Raw genomic sequence first — 26,145 nt, 5'->3', positions numbered from 1 at the left:
GCGCCCCCGGCGGACGAATCCGGCCCGGGGCGCCCCCATCTGACGATGCGTCAGCGCGCGTCCGTGAACACCTCGCCCCGCTCCGCCTTCTCCACCAGCAGCGCGGGCGGGTCGAAGCGGTCGCCGTAGCGCTCCGCCAACTCCCGTGCCCGGGCCACGAATCCGGGCAGGCCGCCCTCGTAGCCGTTGATGTACTGGAGGACACCGCCCGTCCAGCCGGGGAAGCCGATGCCGAGGATCGAGCCGATGTTGGCGTCGGCGACGGAGGTCAGGACGCCTTCCTCCAGCAGGCGGACGGTGTCCAGGGCCTCCGAGAACAGCATCCGCTCCTGCATGTCGCGGAACGGGATCTCGTACCCCGGCTTGGTGAAGTGCTCGCGCAGGCCCGGCCAGAGGCCCGCGCGCTTGCCGTCCTCGTAGTCGTAGAAGCCGGCGCCGCCGCTGCGGCCGGGGCGGTGGAACTCGTCGACCAGGCGGTCCACGACCTCGTCGGCGGGGTGCGGGGTCCAGGTGCCGCCCGCCTCCTCGACGGCACGGCGGGTCTCGGCGCGGATCTTGCGCGGGAGGGTCAGGGTCAGCTCGTCCATCAGGGAGAGGACCTTGGCCGGGTAGCCCGCCTGGGCCGCCGCCTGCTCCACGGAGGCCGGCTCGATGCCCTCGCCGACCATCGCGACGCCCTCGTTGATGAAGTGGCCGATCACCCGGGAGGTGAAGAAGCCGCGCGAGTCGTTGACGACGATCGGGGTCTTGTTGATCTGCCGGACCAGGTCGAAGGCGCGGGCCAGGGTCTCGTCGCCGGTGCGCTCGCCCTTGATGATCTCGACGAGCGGCATCTTGTCGACCGGCGAGAAGAAGTGCAGCCCGATGAAGTCGCCCTGCCGCTCGACGCCTTCGGCCAGCGCGGTGATGGGGAGCGTGGAGGTGTTGGAGCACAGCAGCGCGTCCGGCGCGACGACGGACTGGATCTCCTGGAACACCTTGTGCTTGAGCGCGGTGTCCTCGAAGACGGCCTCGATCACCGCGTCGCAGCCGGCGAGGTCGGCCACGTCGGCGGTCGGGGTGATGCGGGCCAGCAGGGCGTCGGCCTTCTCCTGGCTGGTACGGCCCTTGGCGACGGCCTTGGCGCACAGCTTCTCGGAGTAGCCCTTGCCCTTGACGGCCGCCTCCAGGGCGACGTCCTTGAGCACGACCTCGATGCCGGCGCGCGCGCACGAGTAGGCGATGCCCGCGCCCATCATGCCCGCGCCGAGGACGGCGACCTTCCGGACCTTGCGGGGCTCGATGCCCTTGGGGCGGTTGGCGCCGGAGTTGACGGCCTGGAGGTCGAAGAAGAACGCCTGGATCATGTTCTTGGCGGTCTGCCCGGCGGCCAGCTCCACGAAGTAGCGCGCCTCGATGACCTGGGCCGTCTCGAAGTCGACCTGGGCGCCCTCGACGGCGGCCGCGAGGATGTTGCGCGGGGCCGGGTAGGGGGCGCCGTTGGTCTGCTTGCGCAGGGAGGCCGGGAAGGCGGGCAGGTTGGCGGCGAACTTGGGGTTGGCCGGGGTGCCGCCGGGGATGCGGTAACCGGGCTGGTCCCAGGGCTGCCCGGACTCCGGGTGGGCGTCGATGAAGGCGCGGGCCTTCGCGATCAGCTCCTCCGGCGTCTCGGCCACCTCGTGCACGAGGCCGTTGTCCAGCGCGCGGCGCGGGTTGTACTGGGTGCCCTGGAGCAGCACCTTCAGCAGCGCGTCGGTGATGCCGAGCAGCCGTACCGTACGGGCCACACCGCCGCCGCCGGGCAGCAGGCCGAGGGTGACCTCGGGGCAGCCGATGCGGGAGCCGGGGGCGTCCAGGGCGATCCGGTGGTGGCAGGCGAGGGCGATCTCGAAGCCGCCGCCGAGGGCCGCGCCGTTGATCGCGGCGACGACCGGGATGCCCAGGGTCTCGATGCGGCGCAGGTTCCGCTTGATGGCGAGGCCGCCGTCGAAGAGGTCCTGGGCGGTCTCGGGGGTGACCCGGATCAGGTCGCGCAGGTCGCCGCCCGCGAAGAAGGTCTTCTTGGCCGAGGTGAAGATGACGCCCCGGACGGAGTCCTTCTCGGCCTCCAGGCGGTCGGTGACCGCCGCGAGGGAGTCGCGGAACGCCTGGTTCATGGTGTTCGCGGACTGGCCGGGGTCGTCGAGGACGAGGGTGACGACACCGGTGTCGTCCTGTTCCCAGCGGATGGTGGTGCTCTCGGTCATGACAGTCGTCTCCGTAGAAGTCTCTTGGTGCCGCTGATTCCGCTGATTCCGCCGGGAGTTCAGACGCGCTCGACGATCGTGGCGATGCCCATGCCGCCGCCGACGCACAGGGTGGCCAGGCCGTAGCGCTTGTCCTGGCGCTCCAGTTCGTCCACGAGGGTGCCGAGGATCATCGCGCCGGTGGCGCCGAGGGGGTGGCCGAGCGCGATGGCGCCGCCGTTGACGTTGACCTTGTCCAGGGACAGGCCCATGTCCTTGACGAAGCGGAGCACGACGGCGGCGAACGCCTCGTTGATCTCGACCAGGTCGATGTCGTCGATGGTCAGGCCGGCCTTGGCGAGCGCCTTGCGGGTCGCGGGGGCGGGACCGGTGAGCATGATGGTGGGCTCGGAGCCGGAGACGGCGGCGGAGACGATCCGGGCGCGCGGGGTGAGGCCGTAGCGCTCCCCCACCTCGCGCGAGCCGATGGCGACCAGGGAGGCGCCGTCCACGATGCCGGAGGAGTTGCCCGCGTGGTGGACGTGGTCGATCTTCTCCACCCAGTGGTACTTCTGCAGCGCGACCGCGTCGAAGCCGCCGAGTTCGCCGATGTCCGCGAAGGACGGCTTGAGCTTCGCGAGGGAGTCGGCGGTGGTGCCGGGGCGGGGGTGCTCGTCGTGGTCGAGGACGGTCAGGCCCGCGCGGTCCTTCACCGGGACGAGGGAGCGCTCGAAGCGGCCCTCCTTGATCGCGGTGGCGGCGCGCTCCTGGGACAGCGCCGCGTACTCGTCCACGTCGCGGCGGGAGAAGCCCTCGATGGTGGCGATGAGGTCGGCGCCGATGCCCTGGGGCACGAAGTTGGTGGCCAGGTTGGTCATCGGGTCGTTGAACCAGGCGCCGCCGTCCGAGGCCATCGGCACCCGGGACATCGACTCGACGCCGCCCGCGAGCACCAGGTCCTCCCAGCCGGAGCGGATCTTGGCGGCGGCCATGTTGACGGCCTCCAGACCCGAGGCACAGAAGCGGTTCTCCTGGACGCCCGCCACGGTGTCCGGCAGCCCTGCGGCGACGGCGGCGATCCGGGCGATGTCCGAGCCCTGGTCGCCGACCGGGCCGACGACGCCGAGCACGATGTCGTCGATGGCGGCCGGGTCCAGGCCCTGGTAGCGGCCCCGCAGTTCGCGGATGAGGCCGGTGACGAGGTCGACGGGCTTGGTGCCGTGCAGGGCGCCGTTCGCCTTGCCGCGGCCGCGCGGGGTGCGGATCGCGTCGTACACGTACGCTTCGCTGCTCACTGGGGTGCCTTTCGGGTGGGTGGCCGGTGGCCGGGCGGGGTGTCGCGGGGGTCGCCGCTGTCAGTCGGCGCCTGCGAGGGAGTCGTCGTGGCGGTCGTCGTCGAGTGGGGGAATCCCCCACTCCCGGGCCACTTCGGATGTTCCGGTGCCCGGCAGCGCGGGGCCGGTGCGGACGGCGGTCGGGGTGGTGGAGAAGCGGGGGGCCGGGGCGGGCTGGGTGAGCCCCGCGTGGTCGGTGAAGGTGCCGCGCGCGGCGAGGTGGGGGTGGTGCGGGGCCTCGGTCAGGGAGAGCACGGGGGCCACGCAGGCGTCGGAGTCCGCGAAGACGGCCGTCCACTCCTCGCGGGTACGGGACTTGAAGCGGGCCGCTGTCCGTTCGCGCAGCTCGGGCCAGCGGGTGAGGTCGTGGTGGGCGCTCTCCAGCCCCTCCAAACCGAGCAGGCGCAGGAACTCGCCGTAGAACCGGGCCTCCAGGGCGCCCACCGCCATGTACCGGCCGTCGGCGGTCTCGTACGTGCCGTAGTACGGGCAGCCGCCGTCCAGCAGGTTGGCGGCGCGGCGGTCCTGCCAGGCGCCGGCCGCGAGCATGCCGTGGATCATGGCGGAGAGATGGGCGGTGCCGTCCACGATCGCGGCGTCCACGACCTGTCCGGTGCCGCTCCCGCGCGCGTGGTGGAGGGCGGCGAGGACGCCGACGACGAGGTAGAGAGAGCCGCCCGCGTAGTCGCCGAGGAGGTTGGCGGGCAGCGCCGGGGGCTCGCCGGGGCGCCCGATCATGCCGAGGGTGCCGGTGAGGGCGATGTACGCCGCGTCGTGGCCGGCGCGCTGGGCGAGCGGTCCTTCCTGGCCCCAGCCGGTCATGCGGCCATAGACCAGACGGGGGTTGCGGGCGTGGCAGTCGGCGGGGCCGACGCCGAGCCGCTCGGCCACTCCCGGGCGGTAGCCCTCGATGAGGATGTCGGCGCGCTCGGCGAGGTCGAGCACGCGCGCGGGGCCTTCGGGGGCCTTGAGGTCGAGGACGACGGAGCGCTTGTTGCGGTTGGTCACGTCGTACGCCGGGTCGACGCCGAGTCCGGCACCGCCCGGGCGGTCCACCCGGACCACGTCCGCGCCGAGGTCGGCCAGCAGCATCGCGGCGAACGGCCCTGGGCCGATGCCGGCCAGCTCCACCACGCGCACGCCGGTGAGCGGGCCCTGCCCCGGCGTCGTTGCCGTCGTCATGCCGTCAGCCCCCAAGCGTGTGTGACACAACCGATGTAACACCGGTGATGCTAGGAAGACGTTCCACCGGGCACAAGACCTGAACGAGCGAGCGCTTAGCCGAGTGCCCGGCGGGCTTCGTCCGCTTCTTCCGGGTATTCCCGGGCACCCGCACGACCGCCTCCGGCCCGCCGGTCGTGGTCCGCACCGCCCACGCTAGCCTCGGCCGACCGGCGCGGCGCGGGCTGTACCACCAAGGGGTGGCACGGGCGGGAGGGTCATGGACAGGGGTGTCATGAGCAGGGTGAAGACGACGGACCGTCCCTACGACATCGTGCTCTTCGGAGCCACCGGCTTCGTCGGCACCCTGACCGCGCGCTACCTCGCCGCACACGCCCCCGCCGGGCTGCGCTGGGCGATCGCGGGCCGCGACGAGGCCCGCCTGGAGCGACTGCGCGCGGAACTGCCGGGCGGCGAGGCGATCGGCGTCCTCCGGGCGGACGTGGCCGAACCGGCCACCCTCCGCGCCCTCGCCGAGCACGCGCGCGTGGTGGCGACGACGGTCGGCCCGTACGTCGATCACGGCGAGGACCTGGTCGCCGCCTGCGCGGACACCGGCACCGACTACCTCGACCTGACCGGCGAGCCGGAGTTCGTGGACCTGGTGTACGTACGGCACGACGCCCGCGCGCGGGAGACCGGCGCCCGGCTGGTGCACGCGTGCGGTTTCGACTCGGTGCCGCACGACCTGGGCGCGTACTTCACGGTCCGGCAGCTGCCCGAGGGGGTGCCGCTCACCGTGGACGGGTTCGTGACCGTGGACGCGGCCTTCTCCGGCGGCACCCTGGCCTCCGCGCTGGGCCAGTTCGCGGGCGGCGGCCGGATGCTGGCCGCCGCCCGCGACCGCGCCCGCCACGAGCCCCGCCTGCTCGGCCGCCGGGCCACGGCTCCCTTGGGCGCCCCGCGCTACGCCGGCGAGATCGGCGCCTGGGCGCTCCCGCTGCCCACCATCGACCCCCAGATCGTCGTCCGCTCGGCCCGCTCCCTCGACCGCTACGGCCCCGACTTCCGCTACCGCCACTACGCGGCCGTACGCCACCTCCCGGTCGCGGCGGGCGGCATCGCCGCCGTCGGCGCCCTCGCCTGCGCCGCCCAGCTCCCGCCGGTCCGCAACTGGCTCTCCGCCCGCCTCCGCCCCGGCGAGGGGCCCAGCCCCGAGCGCCGCGCCCGCAGCTGGTTCCGCGTCCGCTTCATCGGCGAGGGCGACGGGCGCCGCGTCTACACCGAGGTCACCGGCGGCGACCCCGGCTACGACGAAACGGCGAAGATGTTCGCGGAGTCGGCGCTTTCCCTGGCCTTCGACAGCAATCCCCCGGTCTCCGGGCAGGTCACGACGGTGACGGCGATGGGGGACGCGCTGACCGAGCGGCTCAGGGGGGCGGGGATCGGGTTCCGGGTGGTGGCGGAGAGGTAGGACAGCGGCCGCCTTCTCCGCTCACCAAAGACGGCGTAGCAGCCGCAACTCCTCGGCTAGGCGGCGGCTACAAGCTGCCGGGCGCGCTCGTTGAAGTCAGCAACAAGGGCGTGCCGACCGAACGGGATCATGCGTCGCTGTACGTCCTGAACCGCTTCGACGCTTCGTGAGGACTTCACGCGCCTTGCGAGTTCGAGCGTGCGGACGCCCGTTGCGTGTGCGGCTTCGAGGTCCCCGCGCTGAAGGTGGGACACAGCAAGGACAGCGTGGGACATCGCTCCGCGTCGCGCTCGGTTCTGGGCGCGGGCATACTCGATGGACTGCCGTGCGTGCTCTGCGCTGTGCTCAGGCTGCTGAAGATCGCGGAACGCGTTGGCGTGCTCGCCGTGCAGATACGCCCCGTCGATGAACTTGGCCCACTCCGGCTCGTCCTCCCGCACCACACGGGCGAACGCAGCTTCCGAATGCAGCACGGCCCGCGCCGTCCCCCGCTCGTCCCCGAGCGCGGCAAGCGCACGGGCTTCCAGCGCCCAAAGGTCCGCGAGGCAGGCGGGGGACTGCACTTCTCGTAGCCCTTGCCTCCCGGCCTGCGCCAACCGGCGTCCCTCGACAGGGTTGCCTAGCAACGTCGCTTGGTCGGCCATGCCTGCGAGGACGTGCGCTCCGAGCGCCACGTCCCCTGACTCTTCCGCCAGACGGAGGGCCTGAATCAGATACCGCTGTGCGGTGCCGTGCTCGCCGTTGTCGAAAGCCATCCATCCGAGCAGGTACGTCTGTTCAGCAGCAGCGCTGCACAACGCACTACGTACGGCGTCCGAGTGAGTACGCCGAAGGAGTGGATACACGTGCTGATTCATGTACTCAGTGAGCACCAGGCGGCCGGAGCCGCCCCCCTGCATCACGTCCATTTCTTGGAACGTCCCGAACATGTTGCGGACGCTCGTCACGTCTTCCAGTCGGACGCGGGGGCCGGGCTCGGGCTCGTCCTGGTCGAGCACGTTCAACAACCAGTCGCGTGACGGCCCGACGCTCGCCGCCGCCAAGAACGGCGTAGTGGCCAGAAAATTCCTGCGGTCCATGTCCGCTCTCCCTAGCTCGGTCACTGACTCGACCGTCTCTTGGAACGATGAGCTGTAGGTCAGCGGCCGGTCAAGGTCGGGCGAGTCTCCCAAGCCAAGGTCGTACGTCGTCACCCGGTACCCGAAGTGATCCGAGAACGTGTCAGCAATGATCTTCGGCAAGGGGTCGCGCGGCTGGCCGCCCTGCAATCAGCGTCGCACATTGGTTGCGTCGGGCTGTACTCCCCGGAGGCCGTAGAGTTGGGCCTTTTCCCAATCCTGCGCGCTAAGTCCCCTTGGGTCATACCTGAGCGCTCGAACATGTCGCTGAGCTTTTGGTTCCTACTGTTCTTATCTTCACCCATCCCCGCTCCTCCCGACCGCGCCCAAGCCAAGTGCCAGGGTTTGCCAGTGACGTTGACGGTACCCGGATACCCCCTGCGGCGGTTCTCTTAGATCGAACCCGGCACCGGAAAGGGGGCATTCGATGGGCGATTTCATGCCGCAGATCAGCGATCTTGTGTACGACACCAGTCGAGACAAGGTGGGCGAGTTTCGCGGGGAGTGGTGCGGTCAGTGGTCCCTGCGGCCGATCACTGGCGGCAGGGAATGGACCGTTGCCCCCGAATCGGTACAGCCGGCCAGCCCTGAACAGCGCTTACAGGCGAAGACCGCTCGCGCGAACGCGCGCAGTCGGGGTGAGTACCTGTGACCGTCCGACGGGCCGAGGCTCGCATTCGCTATGGGGGCAGCAGCGTTGCCCGCCCCGTTCGGCTCTGCCTGACGGCGGGTCACGGCGTCGAGCCTCGAAGGCTGTCTCCGGCTGAAAGACTCGGCGCAATCACTGCGGAGGCGCACCCGAAGCGCCGCGCAGGCCCGATGAAAGGCAAACGATGAAACGAATGGTTGCCCGACTCTGGCGGCTGATCCGGGGCCCTCTGCAATGGCGGGTTCTGTGGTTCGCACACGCCAAATTCATGGTCGGCGTGACGGGAGTCGTCCGAAACGATGTGGGTCAAGTGCTGCTGCTCAAGCACCGCATGTGGCCCCCGGAGAGGCCGTGGGGACTTCCCACCGGTTACGCGATCAAGAGTGAAGAGTTCCCGCTCACCATCGTGCGGGAGGTGAAGGAGGAGACCGGGTTGAGCGTGAAGCCCGGTCGGCTGGTGAGCGTGACAAGCGGCTACAAACTCCGGGTTGAGGTGGCGTACGAAGCGCTGCACACCGGAGGAACCCTGAAGATCGACAACTTCGAGATCTTGGAGGCACAGTGGTTCAGCACGGACTCGCTGCCCGAGGGAATGCAGGACTCCCACCGGCAGCTCATCCTGGGCGACCCGCAGGAGTGACGCCGTTCGCGCCGAACGAGACCGTCATCGGTGATGGCGTCGCCGCAGCCCTGGGTTTCTTACGGGCTGACTCGTCGGAGCTGACCGGCCAGCACCCGGAGCACACGTTCCGAACGGCCCCGGAACGCCTCACGGCGTGGCAGAACGCGGGCGCGACACGGCCGTGTTCCACAGCGGGCTGTACGCGGTCCGGTGCCGCTACGCGGAACTCAGTCTCTCTCAACTCCTGCCGCTCGACCGCGTGTTGGTGGGGGCGGAGTCGCGGCGGGTCGGTGCCTTCGGAGGGTTCCAGCACCTGAACCAGGGCTACCGCCATCTTCAGATGTTCGCGGTCGTGACCATGCACGGTCCGATGGGGGGCGACACGCCCCAGCGCCCGGAACTGGCGCTACTCGACCTGCTCCGGGCCTACGCCCATGACTGTCTGCACTACGGCTCTCGGCGGCGGTACATCTCGGTCGGAGGCAAGCCGACCCGGACTCAGTACGGGATCAACTTCCGGCGCCCCTCCGGACAGTCCTACTCGGCCGCCGACCCACAGGGGAGCCCGCACACGCGGAACCTCGGGATCGTCATGGAGGGGGCCTGCGACAGGGAGGCCCAACGCATCACCCGCGAGGCAGCAGAACGAGCGGACATCCGCGAGCCCGAGGACACCATGGGCCGACTCGCGTTCCGGGACATGACCGGGACGCTCTCAGCCAGCGACGTGACGGCGAAGCTGCGCGAGGAGCTTTCCGGCGAGGAAGCCGAGTACGTCGAGAGGCTGTGCCGGTTCGAGGCGGGCGTGAGCCGCCGATACGCGTCCTTCCTAGGGGAGTTCGCACCCGGGGAGGAGGAGAACCTGCACGACCTCCTGTTGGCTGCCGTGATCAGCGGTGACACGCGAGGGCTGGGCGCGTGGCTCGATGACCGGCACGGCCCCGGCACCTTCGCCGGTGTCTTCCGCGCGGAGTCCTACTTCGAGCCCGCCGCGCTGGAGCTCAGCGCCTAGCGACCCCATCAGCGAGGCCCCGCCTTCGCTGCATCATCTGCCCCGCCCGCGTGCTCCACCCCCGAAGGCTCGCGGGCGGGGCTCTCTTTTCCCAGACAGAGAGCGATCATGTATCACTGCAATGCCTCCGCCCCCTCACCGTGGTTGGACCTGATGAAGGCCCTTGCGGCCGGGGGCATACCGGTGGGGGAGGATTTCCCCTGGGAGCTGTACGGCCACGTTGTGTGTGAGCTGGGCAGCCGGCACAGCACCTGTCACGCCGCTTACCTGGGCGAGCTGAGCCCTGACTCTCACGTGTGGGTCATCTGGGAGGACGACGAGTTCACGTACGTCATTCTGCGGCCCTGCGGCGCGGTTGACCCCACCGTGAGGCCCATGCAGCGAGAGGCGTGCACGCTCTTTGCCGATCACTCGCCAGGGCACTCTTGGCAATTCACGGACATGTTGCAGGACTAGAACTACGAGCGTCTGCCTCCGCGCACGGCATCGGCCGCCGTGCGCAGGTATTCCGTCAGCTCCCGGACCAGTACGGCCGGCCGCCGACGGTGGACGACGGCGATCTCGCGCGCGGGGATGAGCCCGCGCAACTCACGCACCGCGACCCAGCTTCGGTCCGCACCGGCGAGCACGCTCTCGGGGACCAGCGCGATGCCCAGACCGGCGCCCACCAGCGCCAGGATGACGTGGTAGTCGGCGGATTCGTAGGCCACTCGGGGGTCGAACTCCGCCTGACGCGCGAGGTGTTCGAGGCAGACGCGGTTCGGGATGCCCGGGGCGCCGGAGATCCAGGTCTCGTCGGCGAGTCGGGCGAGGGCGATGCCGGTCGGGTGCGGGGCGAGTTGATGGCCGGACGGCAGGACGAGCCGGAGCGGGTCGGCGAGCAACGGCCGCCGCTCCAGGCCGGGATGCGGGGTCGGGGGTACGCCGGGATAGCGGTGGGTGATCAGGACGTCGAGGTCGCCCGAGGTCACCAGGCCGTATCCGTCGGGTGGTTCGATGTCCACCAGCGACAACTCGGCTTCCGGGTGACGGTTCTTGAGTTCCGCGAGTGCCGTCGGGACCAGTGTCTGGGCGGCGGTGGCGAAGGAGCCGAGCGCGAGGTGCCGTGGCTGGACGCCGAGCGCGGTGTCGACGGCGGTGCGTGCCTGGCGCAGCTCGCCGATCACCCGCTCCCCGTGCTCGACCAGGACCGCGCCGACCGGGGTCGGGACGACGCCGCCCGGGCGGCGCTCCAGCAGCCGGGCGCCCAGCTCCGCCTCCAGTTTGGCGATCTGCTGGGACAGCGCGGACGGCGTGAACGCCAGCGTGCGCGCCGCCTCCGCGATGGACCCGGCGTGCGCCACCTCGACCAGGACCCGCAGCCGGTTCACGTCCAGTTCTCGCACCATGGAGCCATCGTAAGCACAGCTAACGGCGGCTTACCGATCGCCGCTTGTGCTAACGGGAGCGGCCCGCGAAGGATGGACCGCATGAAGACCCCCACCCTCCGCCCGGCCCCCACACCCTCCGCCTCCGACGTGCGCGCCGCCGCCGACCGCATCCGCCCCCATGTCCGCCGTACGCCCCTGCTCGACGTGGAGACCGATGGCCGCCGCGTCCTGCTGAAGCTGGAGTATCTGCAGCGCAGCGGCTCGTTCAAGCTGCGCGGTGCGCTCAACGCGATGCTCTCCGGGTCCTCGGACGACCATGTGGTGGCCGCGTCGGGCGGCAACCACGGGCTCGCGGTCGCGACGGCGGCCTCCCTGCTCGGGATGTCCGCGACGGTCTACGTACCCCGGACGGTTCCGGAGGCGAAGGCCCGCCGCATCGAGGCCGCCGGCGCACGGCTGGTCCGGCACGGCGCCACCTTCGCCGAGGCCGCCTCGGCGGCGGCGGAGATCGCGGCACGGCCGGGGCACCGGTTCGTACACCCCTACGACGATCCGGCCGTCGTCGCCGGTCAGGGCACGGTGGCCGCCGAGATCCTGGCCGACGCCCCGGACGTCGACACGGTCGCGGTGGCGGTCGGCGGCGGCGGACTGGCGGCGGGTACGGCCCTCGCCCTCGGCCTGCCCGAGGGCGTCGCCGACGGACCCGAGAACGCGTCCGGCGTACCCGAGGGCGCCCCCGGCGGACGCGGTGTCGTCCCCGGCGGACGCCGTGTCGTCGCCGTCGAGCCCGAGCACTGCCGCTGTCTGCACGACGCGCTCGCGGCGGGCGGTCCCACGGACTCGGCGGTGGACTCCGTCGCCGCCTCCGCGACCGGCGCGAGCCGGGCGGGCGCCCTCCCCTACGCCGTCCTGGCCGCCCACGACGTGGTGTCCGTGCTGGTCGGCGACGAGGAGATCCTCGCGGCTCGCGACCTGCTGTGGGAGGAGTACCGGATCGCGGCCGAACCGGCGGCGGCGGTCCCCTTCGCGGCGTGGCTCGCCGGGCGGGTTCCCGGAGAGCGACCCTGTCTGGTGGTGTGCGGCGCGAACACCGACTGGACCCCTACCATGTGAGGTCCCACCATGTGCGGTCCCGCCATATGGGCTCCCTCCATGTGGGCTCCCGCCCTCACACCCCCTCCCCCACCGCCTCCCGCAACGCCCTCCGGCACAGCGCGTCCGCCCTGCGGGTCGTCTCCGGGAGGCGGTACTCCGGGGTCAGCGCCAGGGTGTGGGCGACGGCGCCGGCGAGAGTGACGCGGTGGCCCGCGGAGACGTAGACCGGCTTGACGCCCTCGCGGGTGCGCAGGGCGCGGCCGACCTCCTCCGGGCCGTCCAGGAGGGGGGCCGTGCTGCCGCGTGGGGCGGCGGGGGCCAGACACGTGAAGGTGAAGGGGTTCTTCGCCACGCCCATCGCGGGGAGTCCGGTGAGCACGCCGAGGTGGCTGGCGAGGCCGAAGCGGCGGGGGTGGGCGAGGCCGTAGCCGTCGCAGACCAGGAGGCCGGGCGGGCAGGGGAGCCGCGACAGGGCGGTCAGGAGCGTCGGGATCTCGCGGAAGGCGAGCAGGCCGGGGACGTAGGGGAAGGAGACGCGGCCCACCGCCGTGGACTGAGCGACCGTCTCCAGCGTGGCCGCGTCCAGGACGACGGCCGCCGCCGCGACCAGGTCGCGTTCGTCGTCGTAGGCCACGTCCAGGCCCGTGACATGGCCCGTGCCCGGCGGCGGGCCGGGTTCGGAAAGGATCACCCGGCCGCGCAGGGCGTCCTGCACCGCGCGGGCCTCCGCCTCCGTGGTGGGCCAGTCCTCGGGCACCGGTGCGATGGTCGTCATAGCGCAGCCGACTGTACGGCGCCAGGCGGTACGCTCGCGATCATGTTCGTGCTCGAATTGACCTACACCGCCCCGCTCGACGCCGTCGAGGCCGCGCTCGCCGCGCATGTGACCTGGCTGGACGAGCAGTACGCGAAGGGGCTCTTCCTCGCCTCCGGACGCAAGAACCCGCGCGACGGCGGGATCATCCTGGCCGCCGGCGCGGACCGGGCGGCCGTCGAGGAGGCCGTGGCGGGCGATCCGTTCGTGACCGCCGGGGTGTGCGAGTACCGCGTCACCGAGTTCACCGCGACGAAGACGGCGCCCGGGCTGGAGCGGTACCGGGAGACGCTCGGCTGAGTCCGGCGCGGTACCGCGAGACGCCCGGCTGAGCCTCAGCCCTTCTTCTCGTCCAAAGCCTGCCGCAGCTGCTCCTTGTTCATGTCGGAGCGGCCGTGGATATTGCGCTGTTTGGCCTCGTTGTAGAGCTGGTCGTAGGTCGGGCCGCCGGAACCGTGGCCCGACCGCCTGCCGCCGCGCTCGCCGGAGGACATGTCCTCGGTCGAGCTGCGGCTCGCGGTCTTCGACTCGCCGGTGCGGGCGCGTTCCTTGTTGACCGTGCGCGCGGCGATCTCCTCGGCCCGGTCGGTGCTCGCACCCCGCTCCAGCTCGCTCTCCTTGATGTGCTCGTACTGCCGCTCGCGCTTGGGGCTGGAACCGGCAGGCATGATCGCTCCCGTCGTCGTCTCGTCGTCGTGGTCCGGACATCCCCGCCCCAGGAGGCCCAAGGGGGGACACGGCACGGGTACCCCGTTCGCGCCGCCCCACCGGAAGTACCCCTACGGTGACGGACGTCACGGTCCCTCCATGTGCACGGAACGGCCGCTTCCGACGTCTCTCCCGGTGTCAGGTCGCCAGACGCCCCGAGGACGTCCGGCCGTCACGAGGGAGCAAGGTGTTGTCCACCATCGAGCAGGCAGTGGAGGCGCGGCTGGTCGCGGCCGCCCCGCGTATGCCGACCATTCCGGTGACTCTGCACTACGACCGGAACGACCCCTTCGCCGTCCGCATGACCTTCCCGGCCCCGGCCACCCTCGCGGGCGTGGAGATCTGCTGGACCTTCTCCCGCGACCTGCTCGCCGCCGGGCTGGCCGGACCGGAGGGCAAGGGGGACGTCCGGGTCCGCCCCTACGGGTACGACCGGACCGTGCTGGAGTTCCACGCCCCGGAGGGCATGGCGGTGGTGCATCTGCACTCCGGCGACGTACGGCGCTTCCTCGCGGCCACCGCCGAGCTGGTCCCGATGGGCCGGGAGCACCTCCAGCTGGACCTGGACGGCGGGCTGGCGGCGCTGATGCGGGACGCCTGCTGAGGACGGGGGCGGCGGCCGAGGGCGGGGCGGCGGCCCGTCCGGGTGCCCCGGGGCGCCGGTAAACCTTTTGACAGCCCTCCCGGCCGCTCCTACGGTGTACAGCGGTTCTGTCGTCGTCGATCGGAGTAGGACGTTGCTCGTCTGAGGTTCTGAGACACCGCGTCCACACCCCAGGGGGTGTGCGTGGCGTACGACCTCGGCGTCCGAGCCGTCCTCCAGACACAGGCCCTTTTCCTCCGCCTCCCCTGGTCCCGGTTTCCGCCTCGCGGTGTCTCCATACGCGCCCCCGACCGCACCGGCACCCCGCGAGGCCCCATGTCATCCGCACCCGCATCCCTCACCTGCACCTCCCTCTCCTTCGCCTGGCCCGACGGCACCACCGTCCTGGACGGCCTCGACATCGCCTTCGGCCCCGGCCGCACCGGCCTCGTCGGCGCCAACGGATCAGGAAAATCAACCCTGTTGAAGCTGATCGCCGGTGAACTCACCCCCTCCGGGGGCACCGTGAAGGCGCTCGGCGAGATCGGCTACCTCCCGCAGCACGTCACACTCGACACCGCCCTGCACGTGGACGAGGCCCTGGGCATCGCCGCCCGGCGGGCCGCCCTGCACGCCATCGAGGCGGGTGACGCCGCCGAGGAGCACTTCGAGGCCCTCGGCGACGACTGGGACGTCGAGGAGCGCGCCCTCGCCACTCTCGGCGAACTCGGCCTGGGCCACCTCGGCCTGGACCGCACGGCGGGCGAACTCTCCGGCGGCGAGGCGGTGTTGCTGCGTCTTGCCGCGCTCCTGCTGCGCCGCCCGGACGTGCTCCTCCTGGACGAGCCCACCAACAACCTGGATCTGTATGCCCGCAGACGCCTCCACGCGGCCGTCGCCAACTGGTCCGGCGTCCTCGTCGTGGTCAGCCACGACCGTGAACTCCTCGACCTGGTCGACCGGATCGCCGACCTGCGCTCCGGCACGGTCACCTGGTACGGCGGCAACTACACCGACTACGAAGAGGCGTTGGCGGTGGAGCAGGAGGCCGCCGAACGCACCGTACGCGCCGCCGAGGCCGATGTGCGCCGGCAGAAGCGCGAACTGAGCGACGCCCACGCCAAGCTGGCCCGCCGCAAGCGGTACGGCCAGAAGATGTACGAGTCCAAGCGCGAGCCGAAGATCGTGATGGGCTCCCGCAAACGCGCCGCCCAGGAGTCGGCGGGCAAGCACCGCATCCTGCACGAGGAGCGGCTCGCGGAGGCGCGGGACCGTCTGGACGAGGCGGTGGAGGCGGTACGGGACGACGACGAGATCCGCGTCGACCTGCCGTACACCGCCGTGCCGCCCGGCCGCCAGGTGCTCACCCTGGAGAAGCTGGAGACGGCCTTCGGGGCGCGTGTCGAGGGCGTGCTCGATCTGCGCGGCCCGGAGCGGATCGCGCTCGTCGGGCGCAACGGCTCGGGCAAGACGACCCTGCTGCGGACCGTCGCCGGGGAGCTGGCGCCCGTCGCGGGCGAGGCGCGGGCGCATGTCCCGCTCCGGTTCCTGCCGCAGCGCCTCGACGTGCTGGACGACACGGCGACGGTCGCGGAGAACGTGGCCCGGTTCGCGCCGGACGCCACCGCGAACCGGGTCCGCGCCCGGCTCGCCCGCTTCCTGTTCCGGGGCGCGCGGGCCGACCAGCTCGCGGGCACCCTCTCCGGCGGCGAGCGCTTCCGGGCGGCGCTGGCCGCGCTGATGCTGGCCGAGCCCGCGCCCCAGCTGCTGCTCCTGGACGAGCCGACGAACAACCTGGACATGGCGAGCGTCCGGCAGCTCACCACGGCCCTGGAGTCGTACGAGGGCGCGCTGCTGATCGCGAGCCACGATCTGCCGTTCCTGGACTCGGCGGGGATCACCCGCTGGCTGCTGATGGCGGACGGGGTACTGCGCGAGACGAGCCGGGAGGAGATCGAGGCAGGCCCGACCGAGTGACAAGTTCACCCGAATGGCCCCGGAACCGGCGGTTCCGGGGCCATTCGGCGTACGTGTCGCCACGTCTTCGAAACGCCCTCCCACCTGCTGCGGAGTCGTCTTTACGCCACCCTTAACCTACGGGTTCGTAACCTACGGACTCGTAGCCTACGATCTCGTAGGTTCGCGGCGCGGCCCTTCCCCGGCCTGCCCGCCCTCTTTCACTTCGTTTGTGCTCCCCGCTCGGCATTTCCTGGAGTTCCCGTGACGATCACCTCCCCTCACCTCGGCAGCCCGTCCGTATGGACCGACGCCCGGCTGCTGTTCGCGCTGGAAGAGGTGGTGGAGAAGGAGCTGAACCGGCATCTGAAGGTCGCCAAGGACTGGATGCCGCACGAGTACGTGCCCTGGAGCGACGGGCGCAACTTCCCCGGCCTGTTCGAGGACGGCGAGGCGTGGGCCAAGGACCAGTCGAAGGTCACCGACATCGGCCGCGTCGCGCTCGTGGTGAACCTGCTCACCGAGGACAACCTCCCGAGCTACCACCACGAGATCGCCTCGCTCTTCGGCCGCGAGGGCGCGTGGGGCACCTGGGTGCACCGCTGGACGGCCGAGGAGGGCCGGCACGGCATCGTCATGCGCGACTATCTGCTCGCCTCGCGTGCGGTGGACCCGGACGAGCTGGAGCGGTTCCGCATGTCGCACATGAGCGAGGGCTTCGAGTCCGACAACCGGCACTCGATGCTGCACTCGATCGCGTACGTCGCGTTCCAGGAGCTGGCCACCCGCATCTCGCACCGCAACACCGGCCACCAGTCGGGCGACCCGGTCTGCGACCGGATGCTGGCGCGCATCGCCACCGACGAGAACCTGCACATGGTCTTCTACCGGAACCTGCTGAAGTCCGCCTTCGAGCTGGCCCCCGATCTCACCATGCAGGCCGTGCGCGACGTGGTCGTCAACTTCCGGATGCCCGGGCACGGCATCCCCGGCTTCGAGCGGGCCGCCGCGCAGATGGCCATCGGCGAGGTCTACAACCTGCGCATCCACCACGACGACGTGCTCCAGCCGGTGCTGCGCTTCCTGAAGGTCATGGAGATCGACGGTCTCGGCCCCGAGGGAGCCGCGGCGCAGGAGGAACTCGGCCTCTACATGGGCGGTCTGGACGCCCAGGCGACGACGTTCGACGAGCGTCTCGCGGCCCGCAAGGCGCGGATGGCGTCGCGCGCGGCGGGCTGAACCACACCCGGCCTGTCTCTCTGCGGCGCGTCTCCCCGGTTCAGCGGGAGGCGCGCCGCAGTGCCATGCGCTCCTTCTCGGACAGCCCGCCCCACACCCCGAAGCGTTCGTCGTGGGTGAGCGCGTACTCCAGGCAGGCGGAGCGGATCGCGCACATGCCGCAGATCCGCTTCGCCTCGCGGACGGAGCTGCCGGGCTCGGGGAAGAAGAACTCGGCCCCGGTCTGCGCGCACAGGGCCTGGTTCTGCCAGTCGGTGTCGGCCGGGGTCATCGTCTCGGTGTGCATGGAGGCGATCGTGCCGGGCCGCGAAAAACGTTCTGTCAACGCCGGGTCAACAACGCCGTCACACCGGTGCCCGGGCCCATCGTCGCGTCCCGGCGGCCGCCCCGCACGGCGGCGCGCGCGGACGCGCTCCGGCGGCGCGGGCCGGTGCGCGGTGCCAGACTCGGCAGTGCCACGGACCGTGAGGAGGGCGAGCCATGCTCAGCACCCGTGCCCTGGAGGGCGCTCCGAACTGGATCGACCTCGCCTCCCCGGACCTCGACGGCGCGCTCGCCTTCTACGGCGCCCTCTTCGGCTGGACGTTCCGCCCGCTGGGTCCGGACGCGGGCGGGTACGGCTTCTTCCAGCTGGACGGCAGGACGGTCGCCGGCGCGATGCCGACCGGTGCGGGGCGTGAGCTGCCGGGCTGGACGGTGTACTTCCGCAGCGAGGACGCCGAGGCCACGGCGGAGTCGGCCGAACGGGCGCACGGCAGCGTGCTGTTCGCGCCGGGTGACGTCATGGGACTCGGCCGGATGGCGGGCCTCGCCGACTCCGCCGGGGCCGTGTTCCGGGTCTGGCAGCCCGGCGAGGTCGAGGGGCTGGACGCGGCGGACGAGCCGGGCGCGCTGTGCTGGGTCGAGCTGCACACCCCGGACGTGGCGGCGGGCGCGGCCTTCTACCACCGGGTACTCGGCCTGGAGACCTCCGCCACCGAGTTCCCCGACGGCATGTACACCTGCGTGAACCCGCCCGGCGCCGGGGAGGACGCGATGTTCGGCGGCGTCGTCCGCTCGGCCGACGACCCGGCGGACACGGGGGCGGGAGCGTACTGGCTGCCGTACTTCGCGGTGACGGACCCCGACGCGGTGGCCGAGCAGACCCGGAAGGGCGGCGGCACCGTCCTGCTGCCTCCGGTCACCGTCCCGGGTGTGGGCCGCATGGCACGGCTCACGGACCCGTACGGCGCCCGCTTCGCGGTGATCAGGGGCGAGCGGCCTCAGGGCTGAGCCAGGTCCGCTACGCCGTCGCCCGGTGGACCAGCGTCGTAGGCAGGACGACGGAAGAGAGCGTCCCGTCCGGCGCCGTACGGCCCCGCAGCAGCAGGCGGGCCATCAACCGGCCCATCTCCTCGATGTCCTGGCGGACGGTGGTCAGGGGCGGGTCGGTCTGTTCGGCGACGGGGGCCATGTCGTCGAAGCCGATGACCGCCACGTCCTCGGGGACCCGGCGGCCGCGCTCGCGCAGGACGCGCAGGGCGCCGAGTGCGGTGAGGTCGTTGGCGGCGAAGACGGCGTCGACGTCCGGGCGGCGGTCGAGGAGTTCGCGCATGGCGTGCTCGCCGCCGGAGGGGGTGAAGTCGCTGGGGGCGACGAGGCCGGGGGCGTCGGTGCCCATGACGTCCCGGTAGCCGTCCAGGCGGTCCACCGCCGAGGTCTGGTCCAGGGGTCCGGTGATGTGTGCGATCCGGGTGCGGCCGAGGGCGGCGAGATGGCGTACGGCCGCGCGGGCGCCGCCCCGGTTGTCGCTGTCGACGTACACCGGGCCGCCCCTGCCGTCGTTCCAGTCGGGACGGCCGCCGAAGACGGTCGGGACGGCCGCGTCGTGGATGAGGCCGGGCAGCGGGTCGTCCAGGTGGAGGGAGAAGACGAGCGCGCCGTCCACATGGCCGCCCGCCAGATAGCGGGCCACCCGCGCGTGGTCGTCCCGGCCCTCGGTGAGCAGCAGCACGAGCTGATTGTCGTGGGCCGTCAACTCCTTGCTGATCCCGCGCAGTTGGGCGGCGAAGAAGGGGTCGGCGAAGACGCGGGTGCCGGGTTCGGCGATGACGACGGCGACCGCGTCGTGGCGTCGGGTGACGAGGCTGCGGGCGGCCCGGTTGGGGACGTAGCCCAGTTCCTCGACGGCCTCCTGGACGCGGGCGACGAGCGGGGCGCGCACCCCGTCGCCGCCGTTGACGACGCGGGAGACGGTGGCCCGTGACACCCCGGCCCGTTCGGCGACGGCCTCCAGCGTGGGGCGCGGCACTGCCTCGGTCACTCGGTGCTCCTCATCGGGCGGCTGCCGCCCAGGATAGCCGCGGGGCGGCCGCCGGCACCGGGGGCGATCGTCAGGAGGAAGCCTGGTCCTTGCGGGCCCGGCTCGGCTGCACCCGCTTGGGCTCGCCAGGCATCTTCGGATACTCCGGCGGGTACGGCAGATCGCCCAGACCGTGGTCGCTCTCGTCCTTGCGGGCCAGTTCCAGGAGGGCGTCCAGGGAGTAGGCATGGTCGTCCATGTCCGCGTGCACGTCGCCGAGTTCCGCGAACCTGACCGGCATGGTGGCGAGGTCGAAGTCGCGGGGCCGGGCGTCGGCCACCTCGTCCCAGCGCAGGGGTGCGGAGACGGTGGCCTCGGGGCGGGGGCGGACGGAGTAGGCGGAGGCGATGGTGCGGTCCCTCGCGGTCTGATTGTAGTCAATAAAGATACGTTCACCCCTTTCCTCCTTCCACCACTTCACCGTCACCTGCTCCGGCATCCGGCGGGCGAGTTCGCGTCCGACCGCGATGGCGGCGCGGCGGACCTGGGTGAAGGTCCAGCGCGGTTCGATGGGGACGAAGACGTGCAGTCCCCGGCCGCCGGAGGTCTTGGGGAAGCCCCGCAGTCCCCCGAACTCCTCCAGCACAGAACGGAGTTCGAAGGCGGCGCGGACCGCGTCCTCGTAGCCGGTGCCGGGCTGCGGGTCGAGGTCGATGCGCAGTTCGTCGGGATGGTCGACATCGTCGCGGCGCACCGGCCAGGGGTGGAAGGTGAGCGTGCCGTACTGCGCGGCCCACACCGCCGCGGCCTCCTCGGTGGGGCACATCTCGTCGGCGCTGCGGCCGCTGGGGAAGGTGATGTGGGCGGTGGGGATCCAGTCGGGCATGTTCTTGGGCGCCCGCTTCTGGAAGAACCACTCGCCGCCGAGGCCGTCCGGGTAGCGCTCCAGGGTGGTGGGGCGGTCGCGCAGGGCGCGCAGGATGCCGGGGCCGACCGAGGCGTAGTACCGGGCGACGTCCAGCTTGGTGAATCCGCGCTCCGGGAAGAAGACCTTCTCCGGGTGGGTCAGCCGTACGGTCCGGCCGGCCACCTCCAGTTCCACCGCATCGCCCATGCGGCCACCGTAGGCGTCCCCCGCACACCGCGCACACCGGGCGCGTACGGCGGGGCGCGCGCAGAATCGGAGCCATGGATCTGCCGGTCATGCCGCCCGTGAAGCCGATGCTCGCCAAGCCGGTGGCGACGATCCCGCCGGGCATGCACTACGAGGCGAAGTGGGACGGCTTCCGGGCGATCGTGTTCCGCGACGGGGACGAGGTCGAGCTGGGCAGCCGCACCGGCAAGACGCTGACCAGGTACTTTCCCGAGCTGGTGGCGGCGCTGAAGGAGCGGCTGCCCGAGCGGTGCGTGCTGGACGGGGAGATCGTGATCGCACGGGAGGGGCGCCTGGACTTCGACGCGCTGACCGAGCGCATCCACCCGGCCGACTCGCGGGTGCGGACGCTGGCCGAGCGGACGCCCGCCTCCTTCGTCGCCTTCGACCTGCTGGCCCTGGACGACCACGCCCTGCTCGACGTCCCGCTCTCCGACCGGCGCGCCCTGCTCGACCGGGCGCTGGCCGGGGTGACACCGCCGGTGCATCTGGCCCCGGCGACGACCGACATCGAGGTCGCGCGGGAGTGGTTCGAGCGGTACGAGGGCGCGGGCCTGGACGGGATCGTGGCCAAGCCGCTCGCGCTGCCGTATCTCCCGGACGAGCGGGCCATGTTCAAGGTCAAGCACGAGCGGACGGCGGATGTGGTGGTGGCGGGCTACCGGCTGCACAAGAGCGGCCCGGTGGTGGGCTCGCTGCTGCTGGGGCTCTACGACGACCACGGCGCGCTCCAGCACGTGGGCGTGGCGGCCGCGTTCACCATGAAGCGGCGCGCGGAGCTGGTGGAGGAGCTGGCGCCGCTGCGGATGACGGACGTGCGCGGGCATCCGTGGGCGCGCTGGGCGGAGGAGTCGGCGCACGAGGAGGCCCGGCTGCCGGGGGCGCCGAGCCGCTGGTCCGGCAAGAAGGACCTGTCCTGGGTGCCGCTGCGCCCGGAGCGGGTCGCGGAGGTGGCGTACGACCACATGGAGAACGGGGCGCGGTTCCGGCACACGGCGCGCTTTCGCCGCTGGCGCCCGGACCGTACGCCGGAGAGCTGTACGTACGCGCAGCTGGAGGAGCCGGTGCGGTACGACCTCGCGGAGATCCTGGGGAGCGCGTAGGGGGTCGGGGGTAGCGGGTTACTCGGTGCGCCGGGCCTGTTCGGCGCGGGTCACCAGGCCGTCGGCGCCGCAGGAGCGGGCCAGTTCCAGGCCCCGGGCGAGGTCGGCCGCCGAGTCCGCCGCGATGCCGTACTCCACGAGAGCGGCCGCGTGTTCGTACTGGCAGGGGGACGCCTCCAGGTAGGCGACCGCCTTGCCCGCGAGGCGTACCGCCTCCTGGCCTGTGGCGAGGAACGCGGCGCAGCGCAGGGCCTCGCCGATGGCGGTGTCGGTGCCGAAGCGCTCGGCCTGGCGGCGGGCGTCGGCGGCCAGGGTGCGGGCCCGCGCGGGGTCCTGGACGGCGAGGGCGCGGGCCAGGTCGACGGCCCAGGGGGCGAGGACGGGGTTGTGTCCGCCCCGGGCGACGGCCGTCTTCTCGGCGGCCTCCAGCTCGTTGATCCCCTCCTCGGTGCGGCCGACGGCGAGCAGCAGCCGGCCGCGTACGGAGTGCAGGTCGGGCAGCACGATCGTGGACGGGTACGGCGGTGCGAAGCCACCGCGCTCCGCGACGGCCCACGCCTCGTCGACGTGGCCCCGGGCGAGCAGGGTGTCGACCAGGCCGCACATCGCGGACCAGTACAACGGCAGCCGCCGGCCGACCCGTTCGGCGAGCGCCAGGGCCTCGCGCAGGGTGCTCTCGGCCTCCTTCAGCCTGCCCTGGCGGCGCAGGGCGAGGCCGAGGTAGGAGTTGGCCAGGGAGAGGTGGCCGCCGTGCCATCCGGCGCTCCGGTAGGCGCGCAGGGCCTCGGCGAAGAGGCTGTCGGCGAGGTCGAGCCGGTCGGTGTAGGCGTAGGTGCTGCCGAGCATCATGAGCAGCTCGACGCCCCACTCCTCGTCGGTCCAGCCGAGTCCGGGCGCGAGGCGGTTGTTGACCAGGGCCCGGTCGCACAGCTCCACGACGGCCGCGGCGTTCTCGCCGTGGGTCATGGCGTCGAAGCCGCGCAGGATGAGCAGCGCGCGTTCACTGTTGTCGCGGCCGGTGCAGGTGTCGGCGAGTTCGGTCAGGCGCCGGGAGCGCTCCGGGGAGATCGTCTCGCGGTGGATGGCCTCCCACATGAACCGGAAGGCCTCCAGGCGCATCCGCACCGGGCCCGGCCGGTACTTGGCGGACTCGGCGCCGACGGTGCGGACGGCCTCCTCCAGCTGGTCGTTGTGGAGCAGCGCCTGGGAGAGGCGGATGACGGCCTCGACGCGCTCGGCGTGGTCGAGGCCGGGCGTGGCGAGCGCGGCCCGCAGGTGTTCGACGGTGACGGCGGGCGCGGTCAGGCGGGTGGAGCAGCCGAGTTCGTAGAGGACCTTGGCGCGGATCTCGGGTCGGGGCGGTTCCTCCAGGGCGCGTTCCAGGCAGCGGCAGGCGGCGTCGGGCGCGCCGACGGCGAGGTGTTCGCGGGCGGCCTCGCGCAGCTGGGCGACCAGTTCCTCGTCGCCCTCGGGGTCCACCTTGAGCAGATGCCGGGCGGCCTCGGCGGCGCCGCGTCCGCTCTCGGTGACGGTCTTGGCGGCGATGCTGTGGAGGAAGCCGCGGGTGCTGTCCGTCATGGAGTCGTAGACGGCGCTGGCGACGAGCGGGTGGACGAATTCGAGGACCGTGCCGTGCGGCGGGGGCAGGGTGGGGTCGGGGATGCCGTCGGTCAGGATGCGGGCGACGCAGAGCCGTTCGACGCATTCCTCGGCGGCCGCCGGGGTCATCCCGACGACCCGGGCGACGAGGTCCACGGTGCTGCCGGTGCCGAGGACGGCGGCCGCCCACGCGAACCGGGTGGCCTCGTCGCCGAGTACGGACAGCCGCTCGACGACTCCTCCGCCGCGCCCGGAGTGGTTCAGGCCGCGCAGTTCGGCGGCGCGGCCCTCGACCGGCTGGAGTTCGCTGTCGCGGACCTTGGCGAGGAGTTCGACGGTGTCGTAGGGGATGCCGCCGGTGACGGCCCAGACCTCGCGGCAGAACGGGTCGTCGGCGTGCGGACCCACGGTGGCGCGGGTGAGTCCGGCGGTGGCCTCCGGGGTGAGGGTGCTCAGGCCGTCCACGCGGTGTCCGGCACTCTCCACCGCCTCCAGGTGGCGGGCGCTGCCGTCGGGCAGGGCGCCGGAGCGGCGGGTGACCACGACGAGTACGGACAGGTCGGCGAGGCCGGCGGTGAACGCGGCGAGCCAGCGCAGCGTCTCCAGGTCGGCCCAGTGGGCGTCGTCGATGAGCAGGACGAGCGGCCACTCGCCGGTGGCGAACCGGCGTACGGTCGCGACGAGTCCGTCGCAGACGTACTGCGGGTCGGCGGGGGCGGCGCCGGGTTCCACGATGCCGAGGGCGGGGCCGGAGATGTCGTACCAGTCGCCGAGGTAGGCGCGGGCCTCCTCCGGCAGCATCGAGGTGAGCATGGGCTGCAGGAGCTGGCGCAGGACGTGGAAGGGGACGGTGCGCAGGGTCTCGCCGGCGCGGGCGGACCAGACGGTGCAGCCCTGGCGTTCGGCCAGGCGGCGGGTCTCGTTGAGCAGCGCGGTCTTGCCGAGTCCGGCCTCGCCGCGTATCACGAGCACGTTTCCGCCGGAGTCGCGGTCGGCGCGCAGGTCGTCGATCGCCTGCGCGATGGTGGCGAGTTCCGCGTCCCGTTCCCACAGGTGGGCCGGGGCGGCCGCCGACGGCCGTGCCCGCGTCATCCTGTTCCCTCCCCAGGTCGCCCGGACGGCGTGCAGACCACGAGCGTAGCCGTCTCGGGGGAGGGTTGGTGGTCCGACCGGGCAGTGTCGTATCCCCATCCCGGACTGGTCACCGGCCAGTCGACGCCACCCCGGCCCGACCGGTCGGTCTGCGCCCGATGAGGCGTCAATAATGCCTGGATTGGTGCGAGTTGGGAACGGGAGAGGGTTCTTCGGGGGTGATGGAAGTCACTTCGGCACGGTGGCCGGTCCGGCGCGGCGGGCATCTCGTCGGGGACGCTCGCATCACGCTTCCACCGATGCCTCATACGGTGTGTCCATGACGCAGGTGACTCCTCCCGGCTGGTATCCCGATCCCGGGCAGCCGCACAACGCCCCGCCCGCCGAACGCTGGTGGGACGGCACCGCCTGGACGGCCCAGGTCCGCCCGGCCGGCCACGGCACGTTTCCCGCTCCCCCGGTCTATCCGGCGGGCTCCCCCTTCCCGCCCCCGCCCGCGCCCCGGCGTGGACTGCGCGTCGGGATAGCCGTCGCGGCGGCGGTCGCGGTGCTGGCGAGCATCGGGGTCGGGGTGTACGCCCTCGCCAGGAATTCGGGCGGCACCCCCGACCGCGCGGGCGCGGGGCAGGAGCAGCGGGGCCGGGGCGGGCCCGAGGACTCCGGACCCGGGGACCGGGGCGGCCCGGGTGACCCCGGGGCCTCGCCGTCGCCCCGGCGCTCCCAGCTGCCCAAGGTCAAGGGCGGCGGCACCCTGCCCGACCCGTTCAACGGCATCAGCATGCCGGTGCCGGACGGCTGGACCGGCGAAGTCATCAGCATCGGCGCGCAGGTGACCTCCGACAAGTCCTACAAGTGCCCCGGCAACGCCTCCCAGACCTGCACGGCCGGCGGCGCCTACACCGCGTCCGCCTCCGCGCTCGGCACCAAGGGCGACACCGCCGAGGCGGTCGCCAAGGCCGACATCGCGGCCAACGCCAAGCAGTCGTACGGCGGCACGACCTACGGCAGCATCACCTCGCACGAGGTGCTCGCCTCCAAGGCCGTGACGGTGGCCGGCCAGAAGGGCTACGCGGTGCGCTGGAAGGCCGTCACCAGCAAGGGCGCCGACGGCTACGTCGAATCGGTCGCCTTCCCCTCCCCCAACGACGCCCACGACATCCTCGTGATCCGCTTCGGCCTGGACGTGGGCCAGCGCACAGCGGTGATCGACGACATCCTGAAGGGCATCAAGGTCTGGTCGGGCGGCGGCAGCGGCCAGGACGTGTGAGAAACGGCGTGCGCCGGGCCTGGACGGGGTCGGGTGCGGTGCCGTCACCGGCGGGGACAGGGTCGGATGCGTTGCCGTCACCGGCACGGGGACAGGGCCGGGTGCGGCGCCGTCACCGGCGGGGGCAGGTTCGGATGCGTCACCGCCACCGGCACGGGGACAGGTTCGGATGCGGCGCCGCCACCGGCACGGGCACGGGATCGGGTGCGTCGCCGTCACCGGCACGGGGACAGGTTCGGATGCGGCGCCGCCACCGGCACGGGCACGGGATCGGGTGCGTCGCCGTCACCGGCACGGGGACAGGTTCGGAT

23 protein-coding genes are annotated in these 26,145 nt (G+C 72.1%); 12 read left to right on the top strand and 11 right to left on the bottom strand.

Annotation, left to right across the window (positions count from 1 at the left end; genetic code table 11):
• Window positions 1-50: 50 nt before the first annotated feature.
• From AB0898_RS28655 to AB0898_RS28645, 3 genes are read right to left on the bottom strand one after another with little or no spacing between them, the layout of a single operon-like run.
• The gene (locus AB0898_RS28655; RefSeq protein WP_366805923.1) at window positions 51-2,225 is read right to left on the bottom strand and encodes a 3-hydroxyacyl-CoA dehydrogenase NAD-binding domain-containing protein; all 2,175 of its coding nucleotides are present in this window, start codon (window positions 2,223-2,225) and stop codon (window positions 51-53) included.
• Window positions 2,226-2,284: 59 nt separating this feature from the next.
• A complete protein-coding gene (locus AB0898_RS28650) occupies window positions 2,285-3,499 on the bottom strand; it encodes an acetyl-CoA C-acetyltransferase (RefSeq protein WP_366805922.1) in 1,215 nt (404 codons plus the stop codon).
• Between the two features lie 60 nt (window positions 3,500-3,559).
• The gene (locus tag AB0898_RS28645) at window positions 3,560-4,720 is read right to left on the bottom strand and encodes a CaiB/BaiF CoA-transferase family protein (RefSeq protein WP_366805921.1); all 1,161 of its coding nucleotides are present in this window, start codon (window positions 4,718-4,720) and stop codon (window positions 3,560-3,562) included.
• A 274-nt stretch (window positions 4,721-4,994) separates the two neighbouring features.
• Between AB0898_RS28645 and AB0898_RS28640 the strand changes: the two genes are divergently transcribed.
• Window positions 4,995-6,173 (top strand): saccharopine dehydrogenase NADP-binding domain-containing protein, encoded by a 1,179-nt coding sequence (locus tag AB0898_RS28640; protein ID WP_366805920.1) that lies wholly within the window; start codon window positions 4,995-4,997, stop codon window positions 6,171-6,173.
• A 56-nt stretch (window positions 6,174-6,229) separates the two neighbouring features.
• Here AB0898_RS28640 and AB0898_RS28635 read toward each other — a convergent pair whose 3' ends face one another.
• A complete protein-coding gene (locus AB0898_RS28635) occupies window positions 6,230-7,414 on the bottom strand; it encodes a transcriptional regulator (protein ID WP_366805919.1) in 1,185 nt (394 codons plus the stop codon).
• A gap of 304 nt (window positions 7,415-7,718) precedes the next feature.
• Here AB0898_RS28635 and AB0898_RS28630 point away from each other — a divergent pair, with 304 nt between their 5' ends.
• The 3 genes from AB0898_RS28630 (at window position 7,719) to AB0898_RS28620 (ending at window position 9,574) form a co-directional block, all read left to right on the top strand.
• A complete protein-coding gene (locus AB0898_RS28630) occupies window positions 7,719-7,943 on the top strand; it encodes a hypothetical protein (RefSeq protein ID WP_366805918.1) in 225 nt (74 codons plus the stop codon).
• Between the two features lie 181 nt (window positions 7,944-8,124).
• Complete coding sequence (locus AB0898_RS28625) at window positions 8,125-8,580, top strand: NUDIX domain-containing protein (protein ID WP_366805917.1); 456 nt, start codon at window positions 8,125-8,127, stop codon at window positions 8,578-8,580.
• Window positions 8,581-8,716: 136 nt separating this feature from the next.
• Complete coding sequence (locus AB0898_RS28620) at window positions 8,717-9,574, top strand: hypothetical protein (RefSeq protein WP_366805915.1); 858 nt, start codon at window positions 8,717-8,719, stop codon at window positions 9,572-9,574.
• A gap of 458 nt (window positions 9,575-10,032) precedes the next feature.
• Here AB0898_RS28620 and AB0898_RS28615 read toward each other — a convergent pair whose 3' ends face one another.
• Window positions 10,033-10,962, bottom strand: coding sequence for a LysR family transcriptional regulator (locus tag AB0898_RS28615; RefSeq protein ID WP_366805914.1), 930 nt, complete (start codon window positions 10,960-10,962; stop codon window positions 10,033-10,035).
• Window positions 10,963-11,043: 81 nt separating this feature from the next.
• On the opposite strand from AB0898_RS28615, the gene AB0898_RS28610 reads away from it, so the two are divergent.
• On the top strand, window positions 11,044-12,057 hold the full coding sequence (locus AB0898_RS28610; RefSeq protein WP_366805913.1) for a pyridoxal-phosphate dependent enzyme: 1,014 nt from the start codon (window positions 11,044-11,046) through the stop codon (window positions 12,055-12,057).
• A 55-nt stretch (window positions 12,058-12,112) separates the two neighbouring features.
• On the opposite strand, the gene AB0898_RS28605 is transcribed toward AB0898_RS28610, so the two are convergent.
• Window positions 12,113-12,814: an endonuclease V gene (locus AB0898_RS28605; RefSeq protein WP_366805912.1), complete on the bottom strand. Its 702-nt coding sequence runs from the start codon at window positions 12,812-12,814 to the stop codon at window positions 12,113-12,115.
• A 42-nt stretch (window positions 12,815-12,856) separates the two neighbouring features.
• On the opposite strand from AB0898_RS28605, the gene AB0898_RS28600 reads away from it, so the two are divergent.
• Window positions 12,857-13,153: a YciI family protein gene (locus tag AB0898_RS28600; protein ID WP_366805911.1), complete on the top strand. Its 297-nt coding sequence runs from the start codon at window positions 12,857-12,859 to the stop codon at window positions 13,151-13,153.
• Between the two features lie 35 nt (window positions 13,154-13,188).
• Here AB0898_RS28600 and AB0898_RS28595 read toward each other — a convergent pair whose 3' ends face one another.
• Complete coding sequence (locus AB0898_RS28595) at window positions 13,189-13,521, bottom strand: plasmid stabilization protein (protein ID WP_366805910.1); 333 nt, start codon at window positions 13,519-13,521, stop codon at window positions 13,189-13,191.
• A 227-nt stretch (window positions 13,522-13,748) separates the two neighbouring features.
• Between AB0898_RS28595 and AB0898_RS28590 the strand changes: the two genes are divergently transcribed.
• The 3 genes from AB0898_RS28590 to AB0898_RS28580 all read left to right on the top strand — a co-directional run bounded on the left by AB0898_RS28590 (window position 13,749) and on the right by AB0898_RS28580 (window position 17,339).
• Window positions 13,749-14,165 (top strand): SsgA family sporulation/cell division regulator, encoded by a 417-nt coding sequence (locus AB0898_RS28590; protein ID WP_366805909.1) that lies wholly within the window; start codon window positions 13,749-13,751, stop codon window positions 14,163-14,165.
• Between the two features lie 315 nt (window positions 14,166-14,480).
• Window positions 14,481-16,121, top strand: coding sequence for an ABC-F family ATP-binding cassette domain-containing protein (locus AB0898_RS28585; protein WP_366805908.1), 1,641 nt, complete (start codon window positions 14,481-14,483; stop codon window positions 16,119-16,121).
• A 243-nt stretch (window positions 16,122-16,364) separates the two neighbouring features.
• On the top strand, window positions 16,365-17,339 hold the full coding sequence (locus AB0898_RS28580; RefSeq protein ID WP_366805907.1) for an acyl-ACP desaturase: 975 nt from the start codon (window positions 16,365-16,367) through the stop codon (window positions 17,337-17,339).
• 40 nt (window positions 17,340-17,379) lie between these two features.
• Here AB0898_RS28580 and AB0898_RS28575 read toward each other — a convergent pair whose 3' ends face one another.
• Window positions 17,380-17,625 carry a WhiB family transcriptional regulator gene (locus AB0898_RS28575; RefSeq protein WP_366805906.1) on the bottom strand — a complete coding sequence of 82 codons (246 nt, stop codon included), beginning with the start codon at window positions 17,623-17,625 and terminating at the stop codon, window positions 17,380-17,382.
• 194 nt (window positions 17,626-17,819) lie between these two features.
• Between AB0898_RS28575 and AB0898_RS28570 the strand changes: the two genes are divergently transcribed.
• Window positions 17,820-18,611, top strand: coding sequence for a VOC family protein (locus tag AB0898_RS28570; RefSeq protein WP_366805905.1), 792 nt, complete (start codon window positions 17,820-17,822; stop codon window positions 18,609-18,611).
• 10 nt (window positions 18,612-18,621) lie between these two features.
• Here AB0898_RS28570 and AB0898_RS28565 read toward each other — a convergent pair whose 3' ends face one another.
• Complete coding sequence (locus tag AB0898_RS28565) at window positions 18,622-19,641, bottom strand: LacI family DNA-binding transcriptional regulator (RefSeq protein WP_366805904.1); 1,020 nt, start codon at window positions 19,639-19,641, stop codon at window positions 18,622-18,624.
• A 70-nt stretch (window positions 19,642-19,711) separates the two neighbouring features.
• Window positions 19,712-20,734: a non-homologous end-joining DNA ligase gene (gene ligD / locus AB0898_RS28560; protein WP_366805902.1), complete on the bottom strand. Its 1,023-nt coding sequence runs from the start codon at window positions 20,732-20,734 to the stop codon at window positions 19,712-19,714.
• A 74-nt stretch (window positions 20,735-20,808) separates the two neighbouring features.
• On the opposite strand from ligD, the gene AB0898_RS28555 reads away from it, so the two are divergent.
• Window positions 20,809-21,876, top strand: a complete 1,068-nt coding sequence (locus AB0898_RS28555; RefSeq protein WP_366805901.1) for an ATP-dependent DNA ligase — start codon at window positions 20,809-20,811, stop codon at window positions 21,874-21,876.
• An 18-nt stretch (window positions 21,877-21,894) separates the two neighbouring features.
• Here the strand turns inward: AB0898_RS28555 and AB0898_RS28550 are convergent, their stop codons facing one another.
• Window positions 21,895-24,567 carry an AAA family ATPase gene (locus AB0898_RS28550; protein WP_366805900.1) on the bottom strand — a complete coding sequence of 891 codons (2,673 nt, stop codon included), beginning with the start codon at window positions 24,565-24,567 and terminating at the stop codon, window positions 21,895-21,897.
• 319 nt (window positions 24,568-24,886) lie between these two features.
• Between AB0898_RS28550 and AB0898_RS28545 the strand changes: the two genes are divergently transcribed.
• Window positions 24,887-25,834: a DUF2510 domain-containing protein gene (locus AB0898_RS28545; protein WP_366805899.1), complete on the top strand. Its 948-nt coding sequence runs from the start codon at window positions 24,887-24,889 to the stop codon at window positions 25,832-25,834.
• The last annotated feature ends 311 nt before the right edge of the window (window positions 25,835-26,145 follow it).

This window comes from Streptomyces sp. NPDC005435, from assembly GCF_040703155.1.
Classification (GTDB): domain Bacteria; phylum Actinomycetota; class Actinomycetes; order Streptomycetales; family Streptomycetaceae; genus Streptomyces.
The sequence above is the reverse complement of the archived record's forward strand: the minus strand, read 5'-3'. Positions and strand labels throughout refer to the sequence as shown.